This window comes from Acidimicrobiia bacterium, from assembly GCA_018057765.1.
Lineage (GTDB): Bacteria > Actinomycetota > Acidimicrobiia > IMCC26256 > JAGPDB01 > JAGPDB01.
The window spans coordinates 25,501-44,757 of sequence record JAGPDB010000016.1 but is presented as its reverse complement, the minus strand read 5'-3'; the positions used below and the strand labels follow the sequence as shown (position 1 = coordinate 44,757).

At 35.5% G+C, this 19,257-nt stretch carries 19 protein-coding genes and 1 tRNA gene; 4 read left to right on the top strand and 16 right to left on the bottom strand.

Annotated elements, in window-relative coordinates; all coding sequences use genetic code 11:
* Positions 1 to 383: 383 nt before the first annotated feature.
* Positions 384 to 3,041: an ATP-dependent Clp protease ATP-binding subunit gene (locus tag KBF89_06335; GenBank protein ID MBP9115948.1), complete on the bottom strand. Its 2,658-nt coding sequence runs from the start codon at positions 3,039 to 3,041 to the stop codon at positions 384 to 386.
* Positions 3,042 to 3,273: 232 nt separating this feature from the next.
* On the opposite strand from KBF89_06335, the gene KBF89_06330 reads away from it, so the two are divergent.
* Genes KBF89_06330 through KBF89_06320 form a run of 3 tightly spaced genes read left to right on the top strand, consistent with a single transcriptional unit; the run spans position 3,274 to position 5,840 of the window.
* Positions 3,274 to 4,311: a hypothetical protein gene (locus KBF89_06330; protein MBP9115947.1), complete on the top strand. Its 1,038-nt coding sequence runs from the start codon at positions 3,274 to 3,276 to the stop codon at positions 4,309 to 4,311.
* Positions 4,312 to 4,367: 56 nt separating this feature from the next.
* On the top strand, positions 4,368 to 5,327 hold the full coding sequence (locus tag KBF89_06325; GenBank protein ID MBP9115946.1) for a polyprenyl synthetase family protein: 960 nt from the start codon (positions 4,368 to 4,370) through the stop codon (positions 5,325 to 5,327).
* 18 nt (positions 5,328 to 5,345) lie between these two features.
* The gene (locus KBF89_06320) at positions 5,346 to 5,840 is read left to right on the top strand and encodes a DUF2505 family protein (protein ID MBP9115945.1); all 495 of its coding nucleotides are present in this window, start codon (positions 5,346 to 5,348) and stop codon (positions 5,838 to 5,840) included.
* Here KBF89_06320 and KBF89_06315 read toward each other — a convergent pair.
* Genes KBF89_06315 through folK form a run of 5 tightly spaced genes read right to left on the bottom strand, consistent with a single transcriptional unit; the run spans position 5,833 to position 10,508 of the window.
* Complete coding sequence (locus tag KBF89_06315; protein MBP9115944.1) at positions 5,833 to 6,573, bottom strand: type III pantothenate kinase; 741 nt, start codon at positions 6,571 to 6,573, stop codon at positions 5,833 to 5,835. The genes KBF89_06320 and KBF89_06315 overlap by 8 nt on opposite strands.
* A complete protein-coding gene (nadC, locus tag KBF89_06310) occupies positions 6,570 to 7,397 on the bottom strand; it encodes a carboxylating nicotinate-nucleotide diphosphorylase (protein MBP9115943.1) in 828 nt (275 codons plus the stop codon). The genes KBF89_06315 and nadC overlap by 4 nt, the downstream gene beginning before the upstream one ends.
* Positions 7,394 to 9,049, bottom strand: a complete 1,656-nt coding sequence (gene nadB / locus KBF89_06305; GenBank protein ID MBP9115942.1) for an L-aspartate oxidase — start codon at positions 9,047 to 9,049, stop codon at positions 7,394 to 7,396. The genes nadC and nadB overlap by 4 nt, the downstream gene beginning before the upstream one ends.
* A complete protein-coding gene (panC, locus tag KBF89_06300; GenBank protein MBP9115941.1) occupies positions 9,046 to 9,951 on the bottom strand; it encodes a pantoate--beta-alanine ligase in 906 nt (301 codons plus the stop codon). The genes nadB and panC overlap by 4 nt, the downstream gene beginning before the upstream one ends.
* A complete protein-coding gene (gene folK / locus KBF89_06295; GenBank protein ID MBP9115940.1) occupies positions 9,948 to 10,508 on the bottom strand; it encodes a 2-amino-4-hydroxy-6-hydroxymethyldihydropteridine diphosphokinase in 561 nt (186 codons plus the stop codon). Before folK ends, panC begins: the two co-directional genes overlap by 4 nt.
* Before the next feature lie 88 nt (positions 10,509 to 10,596).
* Between folK and pyk the strand changes: the two genes are divergently transcribed.
* Positions 10,597 to 12,000: a pyruvate kinase gene (pyk, locus tag KBF89_06290; GenBank protein MBP9115939.1), complete on the top strand. Its 1,404-nt coding sequence runs from the start codon at positions 10,597 to 10,599 to the stop codon at positions 11,998 to 12,000.
* Positions 12,001 to 12,056: 56 nt separating this feature from the next.
* On the opposite strand, the gene folB is transcribed toward pyk, so the two are convergent.
* From folB to KBF89_06240, 10 genes are all read right to left on the bottom strand, one after another.
* Positions 12,057 to 12,422: a dihydroneopterin aldolase gene (folB, locus tag KBF89_06285; protein ID MBP9115938.1), complete on the bottom strand. Its 366-nt coding sequence runs from the start codon at positions 12,420 to 12,422 to the stop codon at positions 12,057 to 12,059.
* Between the two features lie 5 nt (positions 12,423 to 12,427).
* Entirely contained in the window at positions 12,428 to 13,855 is a 1,428-nt protein-coding gene (locus KBF89_06280) for a hypothetical protein (GenBank protein ID MBP9115937.1), read from the bottom strand.
* Between the two features lie 44 nt (positions 13,856 to 13,899).
* Positions 13,900 to 14,763 carry a dihydropteroate synthase gene (folP, locus tag KBF89_06275; protein MBP9115936.1) on the bottom strand — a complete coding sequence of 288 codons (864 nt, stop codon included), beginning with the start codon at positions 14,761 to 14,763 and terminating at the stop codon, positions 13,900 to 13,902.
* An 11-nt stretch (positions 14,764 to 14,774) separates the two neighbouring features.
* Positions 14,775 to 15,308, bottom strand: a complete 534-nt coding sequence (gene hpt / locus KBF89_06270) for a hypoxanthine phosphoribosyltransferase (protein ID MBP9115935.1) — start codon at positions 15,306 to 15,308, stop codon at positions 14,775 to 14,777.
* Positions 15,308 to 16,300: a tRNA lysidine(34) synthetase TilS gene (gene tilS / locus KBF89_06265; protein ID MBP9115934.1), complete on the bottom strand. Its 993-nt coding sequence runs from the start codon at positions 16,298 to 16,300 to the stop codon at positions 15,308 to 15,310. Before tilS ends, hpt begins: the two co-directional genes overlap by 1 nt.
* Entirely contained in the window at positions 16,300 to 16,554 is a 255-nt protein-coding gene (locus KBF89_06260) for a hypothetical protein (GenBank protein MBP9115933.1), read from the bottom strand. The genes tilS and KBF89_06260 overlap by 1 nt, the downstream gene beginning before the upstream one ends.
* Positions 16,555 to 16,590: 36 nt before the next feature.
* On the bottom strand, positions 16,591 to 16,953 hold the full coding sequence (locus KBF89_06255; GenBank protein ID MBP9115932.1) for a hypothetical protein: 363 nt from the start codon (positions 16,951 to 16,953) through the stop codon (positions 16,591 to 16,593).
* The gene (locus KBF89_06250; GenBank protein MBP9115931.1) at positions 16,950 to 17,564 is read right to left on the bottom strand and encodes a sigma-70 family RNA polymerase sigma factor; all 615 of its coding nucleotides are present in this window, start codon (positions 17,562 to 17,564) and stop codon (positions 16,950 to 16,952) included. Before KBF89_06250 ends, KBF89_06255 begins: the two co-directional genes overlap by 4 nt.
* 173 nt (positions 17,565 to 17,737) lie before the next feature.
* Positions 17,738 to 19,096 (bottom strand): LemA family protein, encoded by a 1,359-nt coding sequence (locus tag KBF89_06245; GenBank protein ID MBP9115930.1) that lies wholly within the window; start codon positions 19,094 to 19,096, stop codon positions 17,738 to 17,740.
* Positions 19,097 to 19,183: 87 nt separating this feature from the next.
* Positions 19,184 to 19,256 (bottom strand) — tRNA-Thr (locus KBF89_06240).
* Between the last annotated feature and the right edge of the window lies 1 nt (position 19,257).

The window sequence follows — 19,257 nt, the reverse complement described above, 5'->3', positions numbered from 1 at the left end:
TTTGCAAATGTCAGTGTTAACACATCTGCTGATACGCTTGGCGTGCCACCAGTTGTAAGAGTGATTGTACCTGCTGTGTCTGTTCCAACAACACTTATTGTTGGCGATGTTCCAGCACCGACATCTGACAAAAACTCGATTTTTTTCGAAATCTATATACGTACTCGAAAAGTACTCAATAGGAATCAAAAGAAAAATAACTATTAAAAATAATACGTATATTGCACCGCTATCTGGTTCAGATCGTACAAGCAAAAACAATAACACGAGCACTGGAAGAAGAACCAGATTATAAATGAGGTTAGTTCTAAGACTTGGATAACGTCTTTTCTTCAGCAAATATCAATCCTTTACGAATTACTCAGATATTGGACCTTTACGAATTACTCAGTTATTGGATCAGTGGTCGCAGTACCTGTTCCACCGGCTTTAGGTTTTTTAGTTCCTGCAGCTTTAGAAATACCGCTACTAGCTTTTGGGCTTTGTGTTTCTATGTCTTCTTCATGTGCTTTTAAAGAAGGTGCTTCTTCAGTCGTTATAGTTGGCATGGATTTAAACGTAATCGTTTTTTCACCAACAATAACATTTCCATCTTCACCAAGCTTGTCTGTCACATCAACAAGAATCGTTTCTCCAGCATGAAAATCCTTTTTAAGAATCATTTCTGACATAGGATTTTCTACAAGTTTTTGAATTTCACGACGTAACGGACGTGCACCCATAGTAGGATCATAACCTTTTTCCGCAACATAAAGTTTAGCTTCTTGAGTTAACTCTAAGCCTAGACCTTGAGAAAGTAGTTGCACACGAAGACGGTCTAAGAACAAGTCAACAATTTGTATAACTTCATCTTTAGAAAGCTCAGCAAATACAATAACTTCATCGACACGGTTAAGGAATTCAGGACGGAAATGGCCTTTCAGTGCATCCATAGCCTTATCCTTCATTTTCTCGTAAGAATAGTTAGCATCACCACCACCGAAACCTACATTGGATTTACGCAAGTCTGCAGTACCCAAGTTAGAAGTCATAATGATGACAGTATTTTTAAAGTCAACTTTACGACCTTGAGCATCTGTTAAATGACCATCTTCTAGAACCTGCAAGAAAGTATTAAATACCTGTGGGTGAGCTTTTTCAATTTCATCGAGCAATACAACACTAAATGGTTTACGTCTTACAGCTTCAGTCAATTGTCCACCTTCATCGTATCCTACGAAACCAGGAGGCGAACCGAATAAACGAGAAACAGTATGTGAATCCATATACTCAGACATATCTAGAGTGATCAGTGCATTTTCATCACCGAATAAAAATTCAGCCAAAGTTTTAGCTAATTCAGTTTTACCAACACCAGAAGGACCTAAGAAAATAAATGAAGCGCTAGGACGTTTAGGATCTTTTATACCTGCACGCGTACGACGCATTGCTTTAGAGACGGCTTCTACAGCTGCATATTGACCAATAATTCTGTGATGAAGCTCATCTTCCATACGAAGTAGTTTCGCTGTTTCTTCTTCTGTCAATTTATAGACAGGAATACCAGTCCACATTGCAAGAACCTCTGCGATAGATTCTTCAGTTACTTCATTGAAAAGATCGACCCCTTCTTCTTTCCATTTGACTTCTTTTTCTTTTTTAGAAGCAAGTAATTCTTTTTCTTTGTCGCGCATTTGGGCTGCACGTTCAAATTGTTGACCTTCAATTGCTTGTTCTTTTTCCGTACGAATTTTCGCAATTTCATCTTCAAGCTCTTTATAATCACCAGGAGTTTGCATTCTATGGATACGCATACGAGAACCAGCTTCATCAATTAAGTCAATAGCCTTATCTGGCAAGAAGCGATCAGAAATGTAACGATCCGCCAAGTTTGCAGCAGCAACAACAGCTTGGTCGGTAATTGTTACCTTATGGTGAGTTTCATAACGGTCGCGTAGACCTTTAAGGATTTCTATTGTTTCACCAACTGAAGGTTCTTCAACTTTTACAGGCTGAAAACGTCTCTCTAATGCAGGATCTTTTTCAATATGTTTTCTATATTCATCAAGAGTTGTAGCACCAATTGTTTGTAATTCACCACGTGCTAGCATTGGCTTTAATATAGAAGCAGCATCAATAGCTCCTTCTGCAGCACCAGCTCCTACAAGAGTATGCATCTCATCGATAAATAAAATTATGTCACCACGAGTTTTAATTTCTTTTAGAACTTTTTTCAAACGTTCTTCAAAGTCACCACGATATCGCGAACCTGCAACCAAAGCACCAAGATCAAGAGTATAAAGTTGTTTACCTTCCAATGTTTCTGGAACATCACCAGCAACAATTTGTTGTGCCAGACCTTCAACAACGGCTGTCTTACCAACACCAGGTTCACCAACTAATACTGGATTATTTTTTGTACGTCGAGATAAAACTTGCATAATGCGTTCGATCTCTTTAGCTCTACCAATAACAGGGTCCAATTGTTTTTCACGCGCGAGTTGGGTTAGATTTCTACCAAACTGATCAAGCACTTGTGAACCAGCAGCAGTTCCACCTTGCTCTTCACCACGACTAGTAGCTCCAGCACCCGGTTCACGACCAGCTTGTGCTCCACCACCTTGGCCATAGCCACTGAGCAATTGAATAACCTGTTGTCTAACCCTTGAGAGATCAGCACCAAGCTTTACAAGAACTTGAGCAGCCACACCTTCGCCTTCACGGATTAATCCGAGCAAAATATGCTCTGTACCAATATAATTATGTCCTAATTGAAGTGCTTCACGCAGTGATAGTTCGAGTACTTTTTTGGCTCTAGGCGTAAAAGGTATGTGACCGCTAGGAGCTGATCCACCTTGACCAATAATTTCTTCTACTTGACCACGCACAGCGTCTAAAGATATGCCTAATGACTCTAGAGCTTTCGCAGCGACACCTTCACCCTCATGAATTAGTCCTAATAAAATATGTTCTGTCCCAATATAATTATGGTTTAATAGTCTGGCTTCCTCTTGTGCCAGCACAACAACACGACGGGCTCTATCTGTAAAACGCTCAAACACTGTGATTCCTTACCTTTCGAAGAATCTTATGAGATTTCTATCAATCTCAAAAAGTTATCTCTGATCTTAGTTAATAATTTCGGTAAAAACACATGATAACTAAAGATCATTAAATGAGATAACACCCTGAGTGAAAGCAATATTCCACACAATATGTTTACACATCATGGTCTATTTGCACATATAGGACAATACGACTAAAATTTATTAAAAGTTAGTTGAAAGATGATTCATGCCGACAAGCAAAAGAATAAATCCAAAAGTATTTAAAATTGGGGATGAAGAATATACTATAAGTACACATCTAAAAAGTGGCCACAGAGCTTCTATGGCAGATGAATTAGCCTCAGTCAAAATCCCAAATGCACCAAGAAAACTCACTGAAAATATACCTTTAAGACGCTTGATAGCAATTGATGGAGTTACGCCACGAGATAGTAGTCTCGCTCCTTACGATTTAGCTACATTTGCCTCTGCTGTCACAAAAAATGGATTAGTACAAAGCGCAAATATTCCAGAGGCGTTATTGCGAGTAAACAATAGACTTCATAACTTTGACTGGAAAACTTTTAGCCCACAATCAATGCTTGTAATTGGGGATATTTATGTAGATCCAAACTGTGACCAATTCGAATTAGTCGGTGAATTTTATGCATCAGGCGACAGCGAAATTTATGTGCTCAAGCCTAATGGGTGGGAAATGTTACATGGGAAACAGATGCTGTCGATCGAGGCTCAAAAAGAATTTAATATTTTATTAGAAGAAGTTCGAGTCTTTTGGGATGGCGCTGACGAAGCCTTTAAAAATGATTCACTAGACGAATTTGTAAACGATTTAGTGAGAAATAATGTAAATGAATTTCCGATTCTTAATGGACTCTACGACATACTTGCAGGAAAAAACAACTATACAAAACTAGGTCTTATTAAAAAAAGAATTACAGAAGCAATGTTAATTCCACGCGAAGAACAAATAACTGCTAATCGAGATTCATATGTATCACCACCGCTTGGACGTTATACAAATGAAGAATTATCTTCAGATGGATTCAAACTCGTCTCCCTTACAAATACTGAACAAACTGGACCACATGTTTCCGGATTTGAAGCTGTTGTTTTATGTACCGATGGAGTAAAAGTTGATACTGATATTTTGAATGATCAGACCACAAGAAATATTGCAGCCAACAGACCTAGAGGTATAGTGCCTATAGAACTTTTTGAGCAAGCTCATTCGGGTGCTGACCTCGCAGTTGTTACACTTTATTGAAGTTAAATGATTTTCCAATTGCACACTAATTTAATATTTAACTTAGAATATTAGCTATGAAACCGACTGATTTAAAACTTGCACCACTTAAAGGTGATTTGGAACGTTTTGAAGATGTACTGTCAAAAAATGTTAATAGTGAACATAAATTAATGGAGAGTGCATCTCGATACACTTTATTGGCAGGAGGAAAAAGACTACGACCTGCTCTAGCAATCGCTTGTTCTTATGCAATCAATGGACTAGAACCTGTTAGTCAAGAAATTTTAAATGGTGCATGTGCAATTGAATTGGTTCACGCAGGTTCTCTTCATCATGATGATGTAATTGACAACGCGACGACAAGACGAAACCTAAAAAGTATTAATGTTCAATTTTCAAATACAACAGCAATACTAAGTGGCGACTATCTACTTGGCCAAGCATCAATATTAAGTGCAGAACTCGGTTCAGATATTGCAAAAATACTTGCAGAAACAATAATGGAATTATGTGTTGGACAAATAATTGAACAACAGAATCTTTTTGATACAAATAGAACTGTAGAACAATATTTAAAAGCAATTGAAGGAAAAACAGCTTCACTATTTGCAAGCACATGCAAAATTGGAGCATCATTGAGTGGTGCGGCCATACAAACTATAGAAGCATTAGAAAAATTTGGTTTTCACTTAGGTATGACGTTCCAAATAATTGATGACTTATTAGATCTGACTTCAACAAGTAAAATATTAGGAAAACCTGCAGGTAATGACATTAATGAAGGAAACTATACATTGCCGGTAATATTTTCGCTTCAAGATAATTCTGAAATTAGAGAAATGCTCCAAGATCCAATTCATTTGAATGATATTTTAAAGATAGTTAAACATAAAAAATATGTAGATCCAACAAAAGAAATAGCTTTAGAACATGTGAATTTAGCAACCGATTTTCTCAATAGATCTGAGATAAACAGGGAAGTAAAACAGTCTTTTCTAAAACTACTCAAAGGATTGACACAACGCACTACATAGTAAAGCTAGAATAGATAAATGGACTTTTCTAATACACACACATACCCTGCAAGTTTCGAAAAAGTAGTAGAGACAAACTATTCAAAAGAATTCATAGAGCAGTTAGACACAATCGAAGATGTTTTAGTTCCTGAACTTCAAGAACACTCCAGTGAGGATACTAAAATCAGCTGCAAGACATCATGGCAATTTTCTGGGAAGCTTGACGCTATTGCCAATGCTTTATTAATGGGGAAACCTCTAACTTGGGTACAAACAATCGAGATCGACAAGGACACAAAAACAGGCACCATTGAAGTCGTTTATATGGGTGGTAAAATTCCAAGCAATTGTTCGGCTACATTAACATTTACTGATAATGAAGATGGAACGTGCACTCGAGAACTAAAAGGTTCCATTTTTGTAAAAATAATGATGGCTGGACCAACTATTGAAAAAAGATTAGTAGAGGGACTAGAAAATAGATTTGCTAGTGAAGCAGATGCACTAGATGCATACTTAAAGTCTAAATAACTTTAGCCAAGCCTAAACCTTTTAAAGTAAAAAAATCATCATGAATAAAATCTGTTTCTAAAATAGATTTCAAAATGTGAGAATTTCCACCCGTTAAGACAAAAGTATTATATCCATTTTTTGCCGAAATTTTCCCTACAACAGAATCTATCATTGAACTAGATCCAAAAATCACTCCACTTTTAATACAGTCGATAGTGTTAGAACCCAAAATATCATCAGGGACTGATAACTCTACTTCAGGTAATGCAGGAGCTGATTGAGTCAAAGAATTACGTTGTGTTTCAATACCCGGAGCAATAACTCCACCAACAAAAATACCGTTTTCATCTATTGCATCGATTGTAATTGCAGTTCCACAATCAACAACAATAACATTTTTTTTATAAATCACTTGTGCTGCAATTGAATTAGCTACACGATCTGGACCTATAGTTTCTGGTGTTTCATAAGAAATCTTTGCACCACACAAATTTGAACCGTATACAAAATGCACAGGAATAGTGCTAACTGAAGCGTAGTCATAAACAAGCGCTCGAATTCTTGATACACCAGCACACACAACAATCTCATCAAGTTCATTATTGCTTTCTTTAAGAGCACTAATAACTAATTCAGTAATATCTTGTGTGGTTTTTATTTCATTGCTTCGTATTCTTTTCGGGTTAACCAAGCCGTCATCATAGAGCGAATAACTAATTGTTGTATTACCTATATCAAAAACGAGTCTCATATTAAATCAAATCCTATATCCAAAATAGGTGCACTGTGAGTTAATGCACCTATAGCAATGTATTTTACATTCGTTTTTCCGTAGAGTGAAATATTAGAGATATTTATACCACCAGAAACTTCAAAGGGTATATCTATTTTTAATGCCAGAGCTTCAGTAACCATTTCTGGAGTGAAATTATCTAAAAGTATCAGATCAGGTTTGGCTAATGCAACAATTTTTAATTGTTCAAGTGAATCAACTTCAACTTCTAAAGGAAGATCGCTATTATATTCTCTACATTTTTCGACAACAGAATCTATGGTTGAACCTGCGAGATGATTGTCTTTCACTAGGAATGCATCATATAATCCCATCCGATGATTGACACCACCGCCGTGAACAACAGCAGCTTTTTCTAGAGCTCTATATCCTGGAGTTGTTTTTCTCGTATCACGAATTTTAGTTACTGAGCCAATATAGTCAAGCTTAGAAACAAAACAATTAGTATAAGTTGCGACCCCACTAAGATGACACAAAAAATTAAGAACTGTTCTTTCAGCTTTTAATATCGAAGCTAAGGGACCGTCAATAGTTGCAAGTCTTTGACCTGACACACAATGCTGGCCATCATCTATATGCCATTTAATGTTTACTGAAGGATCAACTTTTTCGAGAACTAATTTGGCCAAAGTACAACCAGACAACACTCCATTTGATCTTGATACTATTGCTATCTCTCCAGATTTGGTTTGATCAAATAAAGCAAGCGAAGTAACGTCACCTAAATCATTGAAATCCTCTGCAAGCGCCAACTCAACTAAATTTTCTATAATATCAATCATTTTTCCACTTCTAAAAATTTCATAAACTTTACATTTTCTCTACTAAAAAATATTACACGGCCTAAAAATTCATCTAATTCTTCAGTGTAATCTGATCGTACATGACATCCCCTAGATTCTTCTCTAATAAAACCAGCTTTTATCATTGCATTTGCCAAAATCAAAAGATGTTCAAATTCGTATTTTGAAAATACTGAACTATCATCATCTAGATTTATGCTATTGGAGATTACTTCAAGCTCTTTCCTTGCTAATTCTATGGATTCACGCGATCGAACAACGCCGAAATTTAAAGTCATTGTTTTTTGCAATAACTTACGTGCTTGACTGATTGTGACATGATTAGGTTGAAGCTCTGAACCCAATTTATCCACATGTGGATAAATTACTTTGTAGGGTCTGTCCTTGCACGACAAGTTATCCACAGCTTCAGATACAAACTCCGCAAAAATTCCAGACTTGGTATAATTTTTTTTGGAAGAGATAATTGATTGAGCAACCCTTTCACCGAAGACTAAACCTTCTAATAAAGAATTACTAGCCAAACGATTTGCACCATGTATACCAGTACATGCAACTTCGCCAGCAGCATAGAGTCCATCAATTGAAGTAATTCCATCAAGATCTGTCACAACACCACCACAATAATAATGTGCGGCAGGAGAAACGGGTAAATAATCTATTGAAGGGTTAAGACCGGCTGATTTACAAGCATCAAAAATTGTTGGAAAACGATTTTCAAAATCCTCGATCATTGTTGCATCTAAAAATACATACTCAATATTATTCATAGCTTGTATTTTTGCGATTTCCTTTGAAACAACATCACGAGGAGCCAAGTCTGCAAGTTCATGGCTACCAAACATAAATGCAATCCCTTTTTCATCTCTAAGAATTGCGCCTTCACCCCTAACAGCTTCAGAGATCAGCGGTCTGGGCATCAAAGGCACATGGAGTGCTGTTGGATGAAATTGCATAAACTCTAAGTCTGCACAAATTGCACCAGCCTCTAGTGCTAGGGCTAGCCCATCAGCTGTAGCCAAAACTGGGTTAGTTGTAGTTGCAAAAATTTGACCAGCTCCACCAGTTGCTAAAACAACAAAATTGCATGACTTGGTAAAAATGTCGCCTTCTGTATCACAAAATTCTATTCCCTTACAAACATTATTCTCAACAATTATTTTTGTTGCCATGTGGTGTTCAATGATTTCTAGTTGATCAATAGAAATATTCTCCGCTTTTTTCACCAAAGCTCGTTCAATTTCCTCGCCTGTTTTATCTCCACCAGCATGGATAATTCGAGGATTATGATGCCCACCTTCTCTAGTTCGTGCATAGCTACCATTGTCCAAACGATCAAATTGCGCACCGCGAGAGATTAATCTTTGTAATGCGCTAGCACCTTCAGTAACAAGTGTTTTTACCGCATCACCATTGCATAGCCCTACTCCTGCAATAATTGTATCTTCAAAGTGAGATTCAATACTATCGTCGGTAAACATAGCTGAGGCAACTCCACCTTGCGCATACCATGTTGCGCTATCAATAGCTCTAGCTTTTGTAATCATCGTTACACTATGACCATTTTCTAACAGTGTGAGTGCACAACTAATTCCAGCAACACCTGATCCTATAACAACTACATCACTCATATAGTCTCACAAACTTTTCCACGATCAATAAATATTTCATCATTATCATCTACATATATAAAAAAATTATCTATTAATCTTTTTGATCCACATTTAACAGCAACTACTAAAACATATTGGCCAGTTGTTAATTCATATACCTCATCAATAGTTTCAAAATCAATAATTTTTAAATATTGTACTTCTAAATTTGAAGATTGTAGTTTAATTTTCCCATTAGAAATAAGATTGCTATATTCTTGATTTCCGTTTTCTATCTCACTGCCAATAATATCTAAGGTTTCGTAAATAGCTTTTGCATTTTCTTTATCTTCTTTTGATAGATATGAATTTCTCGATGACATTGCTAAATGCGATGCTTCACGTATTATAGGACATGGAACGATTGTGTTATTCATAAAAAGTTCTCTAACCATGCGATATATTATCGAAACTTGTTGAGCATCTTTCATTCCTAAAAAACAACGAGACGGTCCCACAATATTTAATAACTTTGCAACAATAGTACTCACACCATCGAAGTGAGTAGGCCTAAATTCACCATCCAGTTTACTCTTTAGACCCTGGACACTTACAGTCGTTGTATGAGTATTGTCTAAACCATAGAGATATTCTTCTTCTGGTAGAAAAAGAATATCTACACCAAGTGATTCACAATATTTTGTGTCAGAAACAATATCACGAGGATAAATTTCTAAATCTTCAGTTGGGGAAAATTGGGTTGGATTAACAAATATTGAAACCACACAAAAATCACTGTCATTTTTTGCAGCTTCAATTAATGAACCATGACCTTGATGCAAATAACCCATTGTTGGTACAAAACCAACTTCAAGATTCGTAGATCGAACTTCATTTAATATAGAAGCTAATGATACTGGATCTTTCACTATTTCCATCATGTGCTACTTTTCTGATGGTTTTTTATTACTAGATCTTGTAAATACTGATCTAAATCATATTTTGTCAATGAAACACCTTCAATCGTATCGACCAATTCATATTGCATAATATTTCCAACTTTTTTTGTTGCTATATCATTCAATGGAACTAATACAAAAGCTCTTTCATATATTCTTGGATGGGGTATAACTAGTTCATTGGTATATATTTCTTCATCATTATAAAATAAAATATCTATATCTATGGTTCTAGGACCATTTTCGATAATCTTTGTTCTTCCACTTTTTAACTCTATGTCTAATTTACAGAAACGCAAAAGTTCTATGGCTGTTAATGTTGTTTGAATTTCTATAACACAATTAAGAAAATTAGTTTGATCAAGATATCCAACTGGCAATGTTTCATATACTTTCGAACATTTTAGGACATGGATATCCTCATTTTCTTCTAATTGTTTAATAGCAAAACACAGAAATTCAAATCTAGTTTTAAATGCATTATCGACATTAGCACCCAGAGCTAAATATGCTATATTAAACTTTTCTGAAATCGACATAACACCCTTTAATTGCTAAAGAACAATATTAGTTAATAGTTAGCAGTTGATTCACATGCCAAGGCCTATCTCGCCTATGATTTTAGTAATGAGAAGAGTAAAAATTGTTGCAACAATAGGACCCGCCACTGACAACATAGAGACCTTGACCAATATTGTCCATGCAGGTGTAGACGTTATCCGCATTAATGGCGCTCATGGTGATATTGAAGAGATTCCAGGCAGAATTGAATTAGTTAGAGAAGTATCAAAAAAGCTAAGTAAAGCTGTAGGTATTCTGATTGATTTACCAGGACCAAAAATGAGAAATGGCGATGTTGAAGACGGTTTAGTTGTTTTACATGCTGGCGATCTTTTAACTATAAAAAATGATCAGGTTTTGGGAACATGTGAAACTATTTCTACATCTGTTCGAGATTTATATACAATGATGGATATTGATGATCCAATAATTTTGGCGGATGGACAAATACGTGGTGTAGTTGTCGACATTAAAGATACTGATATTATTATAAAAATTACAATCGGTGGTTCTTTAAAATCTAAAAAAGGATTCTTTCTTCCTAATGGCGAAAATAAAATATCTCCATATTCTGAAAAAGATCACAAGATTATTGATATTGCAATTAAACATAAAGTTGATTTTCTTGGATTAAGTTTTGTGAGAAGAGGAAGTGACGTAAAAGAAATTCGTGATCGTCTACCAAAGAATTGTTATATTCACTTAATTTCAAAGATTGAAACTAAAAGCGCTGTTGAGGAATTATCATCAATTCTTGCAGAATCTGATGCCATAATGGTTGCTCGTGGCGACTTAGGAATACAAATGGAAGTTGCACGTGTTCCTTTATTGCAAAAAGAGATTATTCGAGCATGTAATCAAGCTGGACGCCCAGTAATCACTGCAACAGAGATGCTTGATTCTATGACTACATCGCCAGTACCAACCAGAGCAGAAGTTGGTGACGTTGCCAACGCTGTTTTAGACGGAACTGATGCCGTTATGCTTTCTGGCGAAACTGCAGTAGGACTTTACGCTCAAGAGACTGTAGAGACAATGGCTGAGGTTGCTATGAGTGCTGAAGAATGGCGCAAGCGCCGCGTTCCTGATGTTTGCGTACTAGGAGAAGACCCAGTTGCATGGGCTGTTGCACACGCTGTTGTTCAAGCAGCTCAAGATTTAAATGTTGCAGCAATATTATGTCCTACAAGAACTGGCGCCACAGCACAAAGAATTGCTGCTTATCGTCCTTCTACAAAAATCATTGGGATTTCAAAACATGAAGGTGTATTGAGCCGACTTTCATTAAATTGGGGTGTTGCCCCCTTATTAATGGAAGATAAAGTTGATCAAGAACATGAAGTAGACCAAATAGTTAAGCTGAGTATTTCTGCAGGTTATATAAATAGTGGAGATCTAGTAGCTGTAGCGTCCGGTTCGCCAGGTAAACGTGCAGGTGGAACTGACGCGATTAGAATAGTGCGCGCATAGCGATATAGTTCTGACTATTTTTACTATAAACTATTATTAAATTTTGAAAATACTTTTTATTTACGCGAACGATATATACATACACCAGCAGTAGTTATATCAGCTTGTAGAGGTGGACGAACTTTTTTTAATGTGATCGAGATGCCATCTATTTTTTTATCAGTTTCAAAAAGTATGTCTAATATTCTTTGTGCCATTCTTTCAAGCAACGAGAATTCTTCTTTGTTCGCCAATGAAAGTATTGCTTCACATATTAACTCATAATCTATAGCATCAATTAAAGAATCGCTTTGGCCTGCATTAGTTTGGTCTGACTCTATGTCAAGATCTATTTCAAAAGGTTGAAGCTTTACACGCTCAACTTCATAAGCTCCACAATGAGCAAGTATCTTTAAGCCTCTTAATTGAACTTGGTCGGGCATTTAAATTATTTCTTCTTTGCTTTGGCTTTTGGTTTTGCCTTAGTTGCGCGCTTCGTAGAAGTAGTTAATTTACTTTGTTTAGAATCTGTCTTTTTAACTGGAGTTTTCTTAGCAGTAGTATTTTTAGCTGCAGTTTTCTTAGCAGGAGCTTTTTTTACCGGAGCTTTTTTTACTGGAGCTTTTTTTACTGGAGTTTTCTTAGCAGCAGCTTTCTTAGCAGTAGCTTTCTTAGCAGTAGCTTTCTTAGGAAGGGGTTTATTCTTCACGCTAGTTTTCTTAACTGGCATCTTTTTAGATGCCACTTTTTTAGCTACAGCTTTTTTAGTAGGAGTCTTCTTAGATTTTGCTTTAAGATCTGTCGCCTTTTTCAATGCTATTTTTTCTTTTGCAAGACGTGCTTTCTCTTTAGCTTTCTCTTTAGCTTTTACTGCTCGTAATCGTTCTTTTTCTTTAGCAATCTTCGCTTTTTCTGTAGCCACTTGTTTAGCTTCACGTTCTTTTTCTTTAGCAATCTTCGCAGCTTCTTTAGCTTTTAATATCGCAGCTTTTGCAGCTTCCTTAGCTTTTTGTTGTGCCTCTATTTTTGCTTCGCGAACTTTTTGAGCAGCCTCCTTTTTCTCTTGAGCAGCTTTTTTTATTGCATCTTTTTTCGCTTGGATTATCCTAAGTTTATTTAATCGTTTTTTCTCTTCGGCAGCTTTCTTCTTTTCTGCTACAAATGCAACTCTTGCAATTTCTGCTGCTGCCAAAGTCTGTGCACGTTTTCTTGCAGCTTCAACTTGCGCACGTTTTTGAGCATCTAATTGTTGTTTACGAACCAAATCAATTCTTGCCAAACGTTGTACTTCAGCATGATTCTCTCGTTTTTCAAAATGTTCTTTTGCGAAATCTTTCATCAATCGATTTTCAATTGTTATCGAAATAATTTCTCGTCCTTCAGCTTGCAATTCCCTAGAAGTAATCGATTCAATAATTTGGATTGCTTCAGGACCGCTTGAGGCTAAACCTGAGTAGATTAAATAACCACCCATTAATCCAAGTATTCTATCACCAAATTCTTCATGATGTACCAAAATTTTGTGGCGAGAATCAGATATGAACCTGTCTAGTTGCATATAAACAAATAAAAGTCGGTCAGGGTATTCATCTGGTCGACTTAAGGGTATATGTTCGAAATGTAACTTTGCATCATTGTATGCATGTAAATTATGTGGTGATTCCAATAATGATACAACACGGGTAAATCCGTGGATATCCAACCAAATAAGCTCTTCTTGACGGCGAATTTTTCGATGATTTCTCGCAAATCCACCAGGTCGCTCAGAAACAGCGATTCTATCTTTAATTATCCAAATGAAATTTCTGGGCATCAATCCTTGTGCCCACCTGCCTTTTACCATAACCATAGATTGTACAGGAATTTTGAAATTCATGACCTGCATAAGTCATGATTTTTTATGATATTTTAAGCAGTATTTTACCATTTGTCTGAAAAGTTTTTTGCAAATCTTATCGCATTAATTGTAAAACCTGGCTCATGAACTCTTAATGCATCAACCCCATGCTCATAAAGATAGATGCTCATGTAGTGAGTTGCCCACTCTACCATGTCCGATTCGTCCATGTTTTGAATAGAGATAATATATTTGGAGATAAAGCTCTTCCTACTCAAACCAACAAGCACTGGAAATCCTAATCTATTTTTAATAACATCAATATTTTTTATAATATTTATACAATCTTGTGGTGTCTTAGCGAAGCCTATACCAGGGTCGACCATAATTTTCGATTCATGAATACCAGCTTTAATTGCGTAATCAATAGTGACATTTAATTCTTCACATACATCATCAACAATATTTTCATATTTAGTTAAAGTTTGCATAATCTTTGGATTGCCCCTCATATGCATTAATACACAAAGAGATTTAGAATTAGAGATAACTTCAAACATCTTTTCATCGTGATTACCACCTGAGACATCATTGATAATATTTATCCCAGAAGATAAACATTCTTTTGCCACATTTGAATTCCTAGTATCTATAGAAAAATTTCCATTATATGAAGTTGAGATATTCTCCAAATATTTAAATGCAGGTTTGAGTCGTTTCATCTGATCTTCATATGATATTTCTTTTGCTCCAGGTCGGGTTGACTCTGCACCAATATCTATTACATCTGCACCATTGGAAATTAATAATTCTAATTTCTCGAAAATTGTTTTTTCTTTTAAATATTGTCCACCGTCAGAAAATGAATCTGGCGTGCAATTTAAAACACCAAATATTAATGGACGGTCTTTAAGTAATAGCTTTTGCCAAGTTAGACTTTCGGCCATAGTCATATATTTTAGTCTTTATATTCAGCTAAATATTTTAGACCACGAAGATTTTCACGTGCATCTAAACCATAGCCGACAACAAAATCTGGTGGAATGAAGAAACCTTCATATTTACATTCTATTTTTGCTTTTTGTAAATCTTTCTTAATAAACATCGCACAAATTTCTAAAGATGCAGGTTTTCGGGCTAATAGGTTCTTTCTTAAATAAGAAAGCGTAAGACCAGAATCTATTATATCTTCGACCAAAATAACATGACGATCTGTTAAATCGGTATCTAAATCTTTTATAATTCGCACAACTCCAGAACTCTTTGTTGCAGCCCCATAAGAACTAACTGCCATAAAGTCAACTTCACAATCAATAGGTATTGCGCGAATTAAATCTGCCATAAAAATGAATGCACCCTTAAGTACACCTATCATTAAAGGAGATTTACCTTCATAGTCAGTTGCTATAGCATTTCCCATTTCGATGAGTTTGGCTTTTATTTCCTCTTCGGCAACTAAAATATTTCCAATCTTTCCATTTGAATCTTTCATTAATTCTCCAGCTTCTTGTTCTTTAGGTCTTCTAATAATTTTGTTGTTTCACTCTGATATATCTTTGCATCTTTACGCCAAATAGTTCTATTTCCAGAGATTTGAGTTTTTGTAATTTCATGATTTACAACATCGAGAATATTGGACATCTCTTTGTCGGATGGTTTATCTCCTATGATCCAAGAACGTAAGGCATGATTTTGAAGCGAAATATCAAGTGCCCTTAAAGTTCGAGTGCTTGTATTACCGTCAAGTGGCCATGAACGTGCCCCTAAACTAGAAATAAATTTTTGATCTCTAGCTATATGATTACCCGCTTTTGATACTAATGGGGCAACATCACGATTCGAAATATCATCCATGAGCGGGATTAATTCATTTCTTACCCTATTTCTTACAAAGCAATCAAGGTCATTTGATGGATCAGAAAAATACTCGATTTCACACTTCTGAACGATTTCTTCGAGTTGGATTTTCCGCCAATTTAATAATGGTCGAACAAGATTTCCTCTTGCAGAGCTAAGTGCAGCAACGCCAGATCCCGAACCTCTCATAAGATTTATAAAGAATGTTTCTACATAATCGTCTAGATGATGTGCGGTTAAAATAAAATCGTAATTATTTTCTATACGTACCTTTTCTAATGCTTGATATCTAGCATCACGTGCACGAGACTCTATATTAGATTTATTATTTTTAAGATCAAGATCAACATGTTCAACAAAAAATTCAACTTTTAATTTTTTAGCCAAGTCACTAATTATTGTTTCGCATTCGCGAGTAGTTGGATTAATATTATGTTCTATATATACAAGAGCGAAATCAATATTTTGACTATATGAAATTAATGCTAAAGCTATTGAGTCTGCCCCACCCGAACATGCAATGAGAATCTTTTTGTTTTGTAATCTGGCAAAATTCCTAAATGTTTCTTCTTCGTTAGCATCTAATAAAGAAATAACTTGTGATGTTAATTCTTTAAAATTGATCACTATGAAATTTTACGGCCACGTTTTTTTGGGCCTAGAACATTTTTCCAATAATAATACGACATTAAAGCTATAACCGAAATTACTAGACCACCAAAAGCCCAACCTGGCCAAAAGAACCATCTAAAGATGCCTTTTTCTTTCGTAACATCATTTGTTACTACCTCATCGACAGCAAAAGCAGAGGTTATATTACTAAATATCATAATTAGAAATATTGAAATAACGTAAAACGATTTTGAGATTTGTTTTTTCATAGCAAATAAATATTAGTCGGCTTGAACACAAAAATCTTAGCCAGTATGATCATTTTTGCGAAAAAATTTGAAAAAATGATGCTTATTATTATGTTTTTCGTTAGATAAGGCAGATGGAAGCTCATTCATCCCTGGAAATCCGAAAGACATCAGCATTTTATTCTTCAAGTCTTGTGGCATACATTCTGGCTTAACGGACTTAATTCTTGCTCGAAATTTTTCCTCGAACACAATTCCATCCCTACAAACAATACAATCTTGTGTGTGCGTAGTTATTAATAACGTTTCATCGTCATCGGCACATCCATCAATGTATTTGTTTACAATTTCTAGAATCTTTTCACAATCAGAGCCGGGCCCACATGGATCATCTTCAATTCCCTTTATATCAAAGTTCACGACTTTTCCCCAGTACCTTCAGAGCCAGACATTTCTGCCTTAACTAATTCACTATTTTCAGTTTTTGAACTTAACGGGTATATGCCATTTTCGTTCGCATAATCAATTAACGCTTTTTGTAATGATTTTCTTCCCCTATGGAGCCTTGACATCACTGTTCCAGCTGGAATCTTTAACATTTCAGCAATTTCAGCATAACTTAGGCCCTCTACGTCAAATAATAATACAACTTCTCTAAATTGCTCTGGAAGGTCTTCAATAGCTTTAGAAATTTCAATGTCAGTAATTGAATTCAAGAATTCGTCCTCAACACTTTTTGAAACATCAGTTGCTGTTGAACCTCTTAATTTGTGATACATAAACATTTGTTCTGTATTCTCAATATCCACTTCTTTTGGTCTACGAGATTTATATCGATAGATATTTATATAGGAATTAGTCAATATACGAAAAATCCAAGCTTTTAAATTAGTCCCAGCTTCAAATCTGTCGTATGCCTTATACGCCTTTAACAATGTTTCTTGTACTAGGTCTTGTGCATCAGCAGGTTTCTTCGTTAAACGCAATGCTGTTGAATACAAAGAGTTCAGGTACGGATCAACATCTGCCATAAATGTTTCTTGTGATGCCATAATTAACTGATTCCTTTAATTAACTAATTTTAGTTAATACGAGTCTAGATACTGTAATAGATGTGAGTTTTTCTAACTTTTGCTAACTATTTCTTATAATTCATGAATATCTTGCATCTAAAACACTATAAACATATAAAAATGATATGGAATTACTTTTCTCTATCAATCTTTTTGAAAAATGGTGAATACAATATTCCAACGAAGGTAGCTCGTAAATTATTATAATTTAATACTGAATCATTCAAAAATGATCGGGCCATTGCAATCTTTTCTTCAGTTCGGCCTAATTCGAATTGTAGTTGCATGAAATTTACTGATACTTTTAAACTTGGATATGCTTCACCTAAAGCAAAAATAGTCTTTGTGAACTCGTCATCATTTTTTGATCTAAGTTCAGCTGCAGCCTGTTGCAAATTAGCTTCGTGACCAGCTGCCCCATCAACAATATCTTTTAATTGTGGTATTAAATCACTGCGCCGTTTAAGCACAGTATCAATTGTAGATTTAGAAAGATTTACCTGTTGTTTTAATCTTATAAACCGATTAAAAGTACGTCCGAATTTTAAAATAAAAAAACTTAAACAATACGCTAAAGCAAGCCAAATATACGGCCAAATTGTTAAGTTGAAAGATGAAATTTCGTATTTGTCTGATTCGCTACTAGGCTTGATTGTTGCGTTATTTAAAATGATTAGCAATGCACCCACAATCATTCCGACAATAGCTAAAACAGCCCTGATCCTTTTTTGACTAGTTAATGCAGTTTTTTCTCCAGTCGAAGAAACGAATAACCCACCAAATTTATTACCTTTGTCAATTTTTAATTCATTTGAAGATATATTCCCAATTGGAAAACTTACATAACCATGTGCATAAATATCCTGCATAGGGGTAACAATTGTTTCAGTTACTCTTAAATCATTTTGAGTTAATTTATCAAATACAGATTTTATACCACTAATGAACGATTCGGATTTTGATGAGATATCTATGCTTGTCCATACTTGTTTCGTGTCATCGAAAAATTGTGTCTTGTCTGGGGAAACATAGGTAGTTGGAATATATTTTCCGACATTGACATGATACATATAAAATCCATCAGGAGAAGTTTGCCATTTTTTCACTTCCTGCTCTATGGAAGATAGAACTGGGCCATCCATTAAATATTTTGCTTTGCTGATAGCTTCAACTGATTTATTTTTTTCAGTGGATTTAGTCAAATATTTCTTTGCATGAGATGCGTTAATAAATATGCCGCCATATCCATCAACAATTCTAAAACCATCTGATGGCTTCTTTTCGAATATTTTTTTCCATTCTTTTGAATCATCTTTTTGTACATACTCTTCAACAATTACTTCGTACCATACACAATCAGTATTCATGATTGGACTTTTTATCAATGGTTTCAATTTTGCAAAGGCATCTAACTCAGTCGATGCTTTACCAATAATTTCACACATGCCTACTATTGCACCTGACGGCGAAACACTTGGTGTGTCAAGCATGTCCCAAATCCTCTTAGAAGTATAAAAGCATGCAACAAAACACACAAAACCTATAACTATCATTATTGCTATGTATATTGTCATAAGAGCCGAGAATGGGAATTGAACCCACGACCTACGCGTTACGAGTGCGTTGCTCTGCCAACTGAGCTATCTCGGCT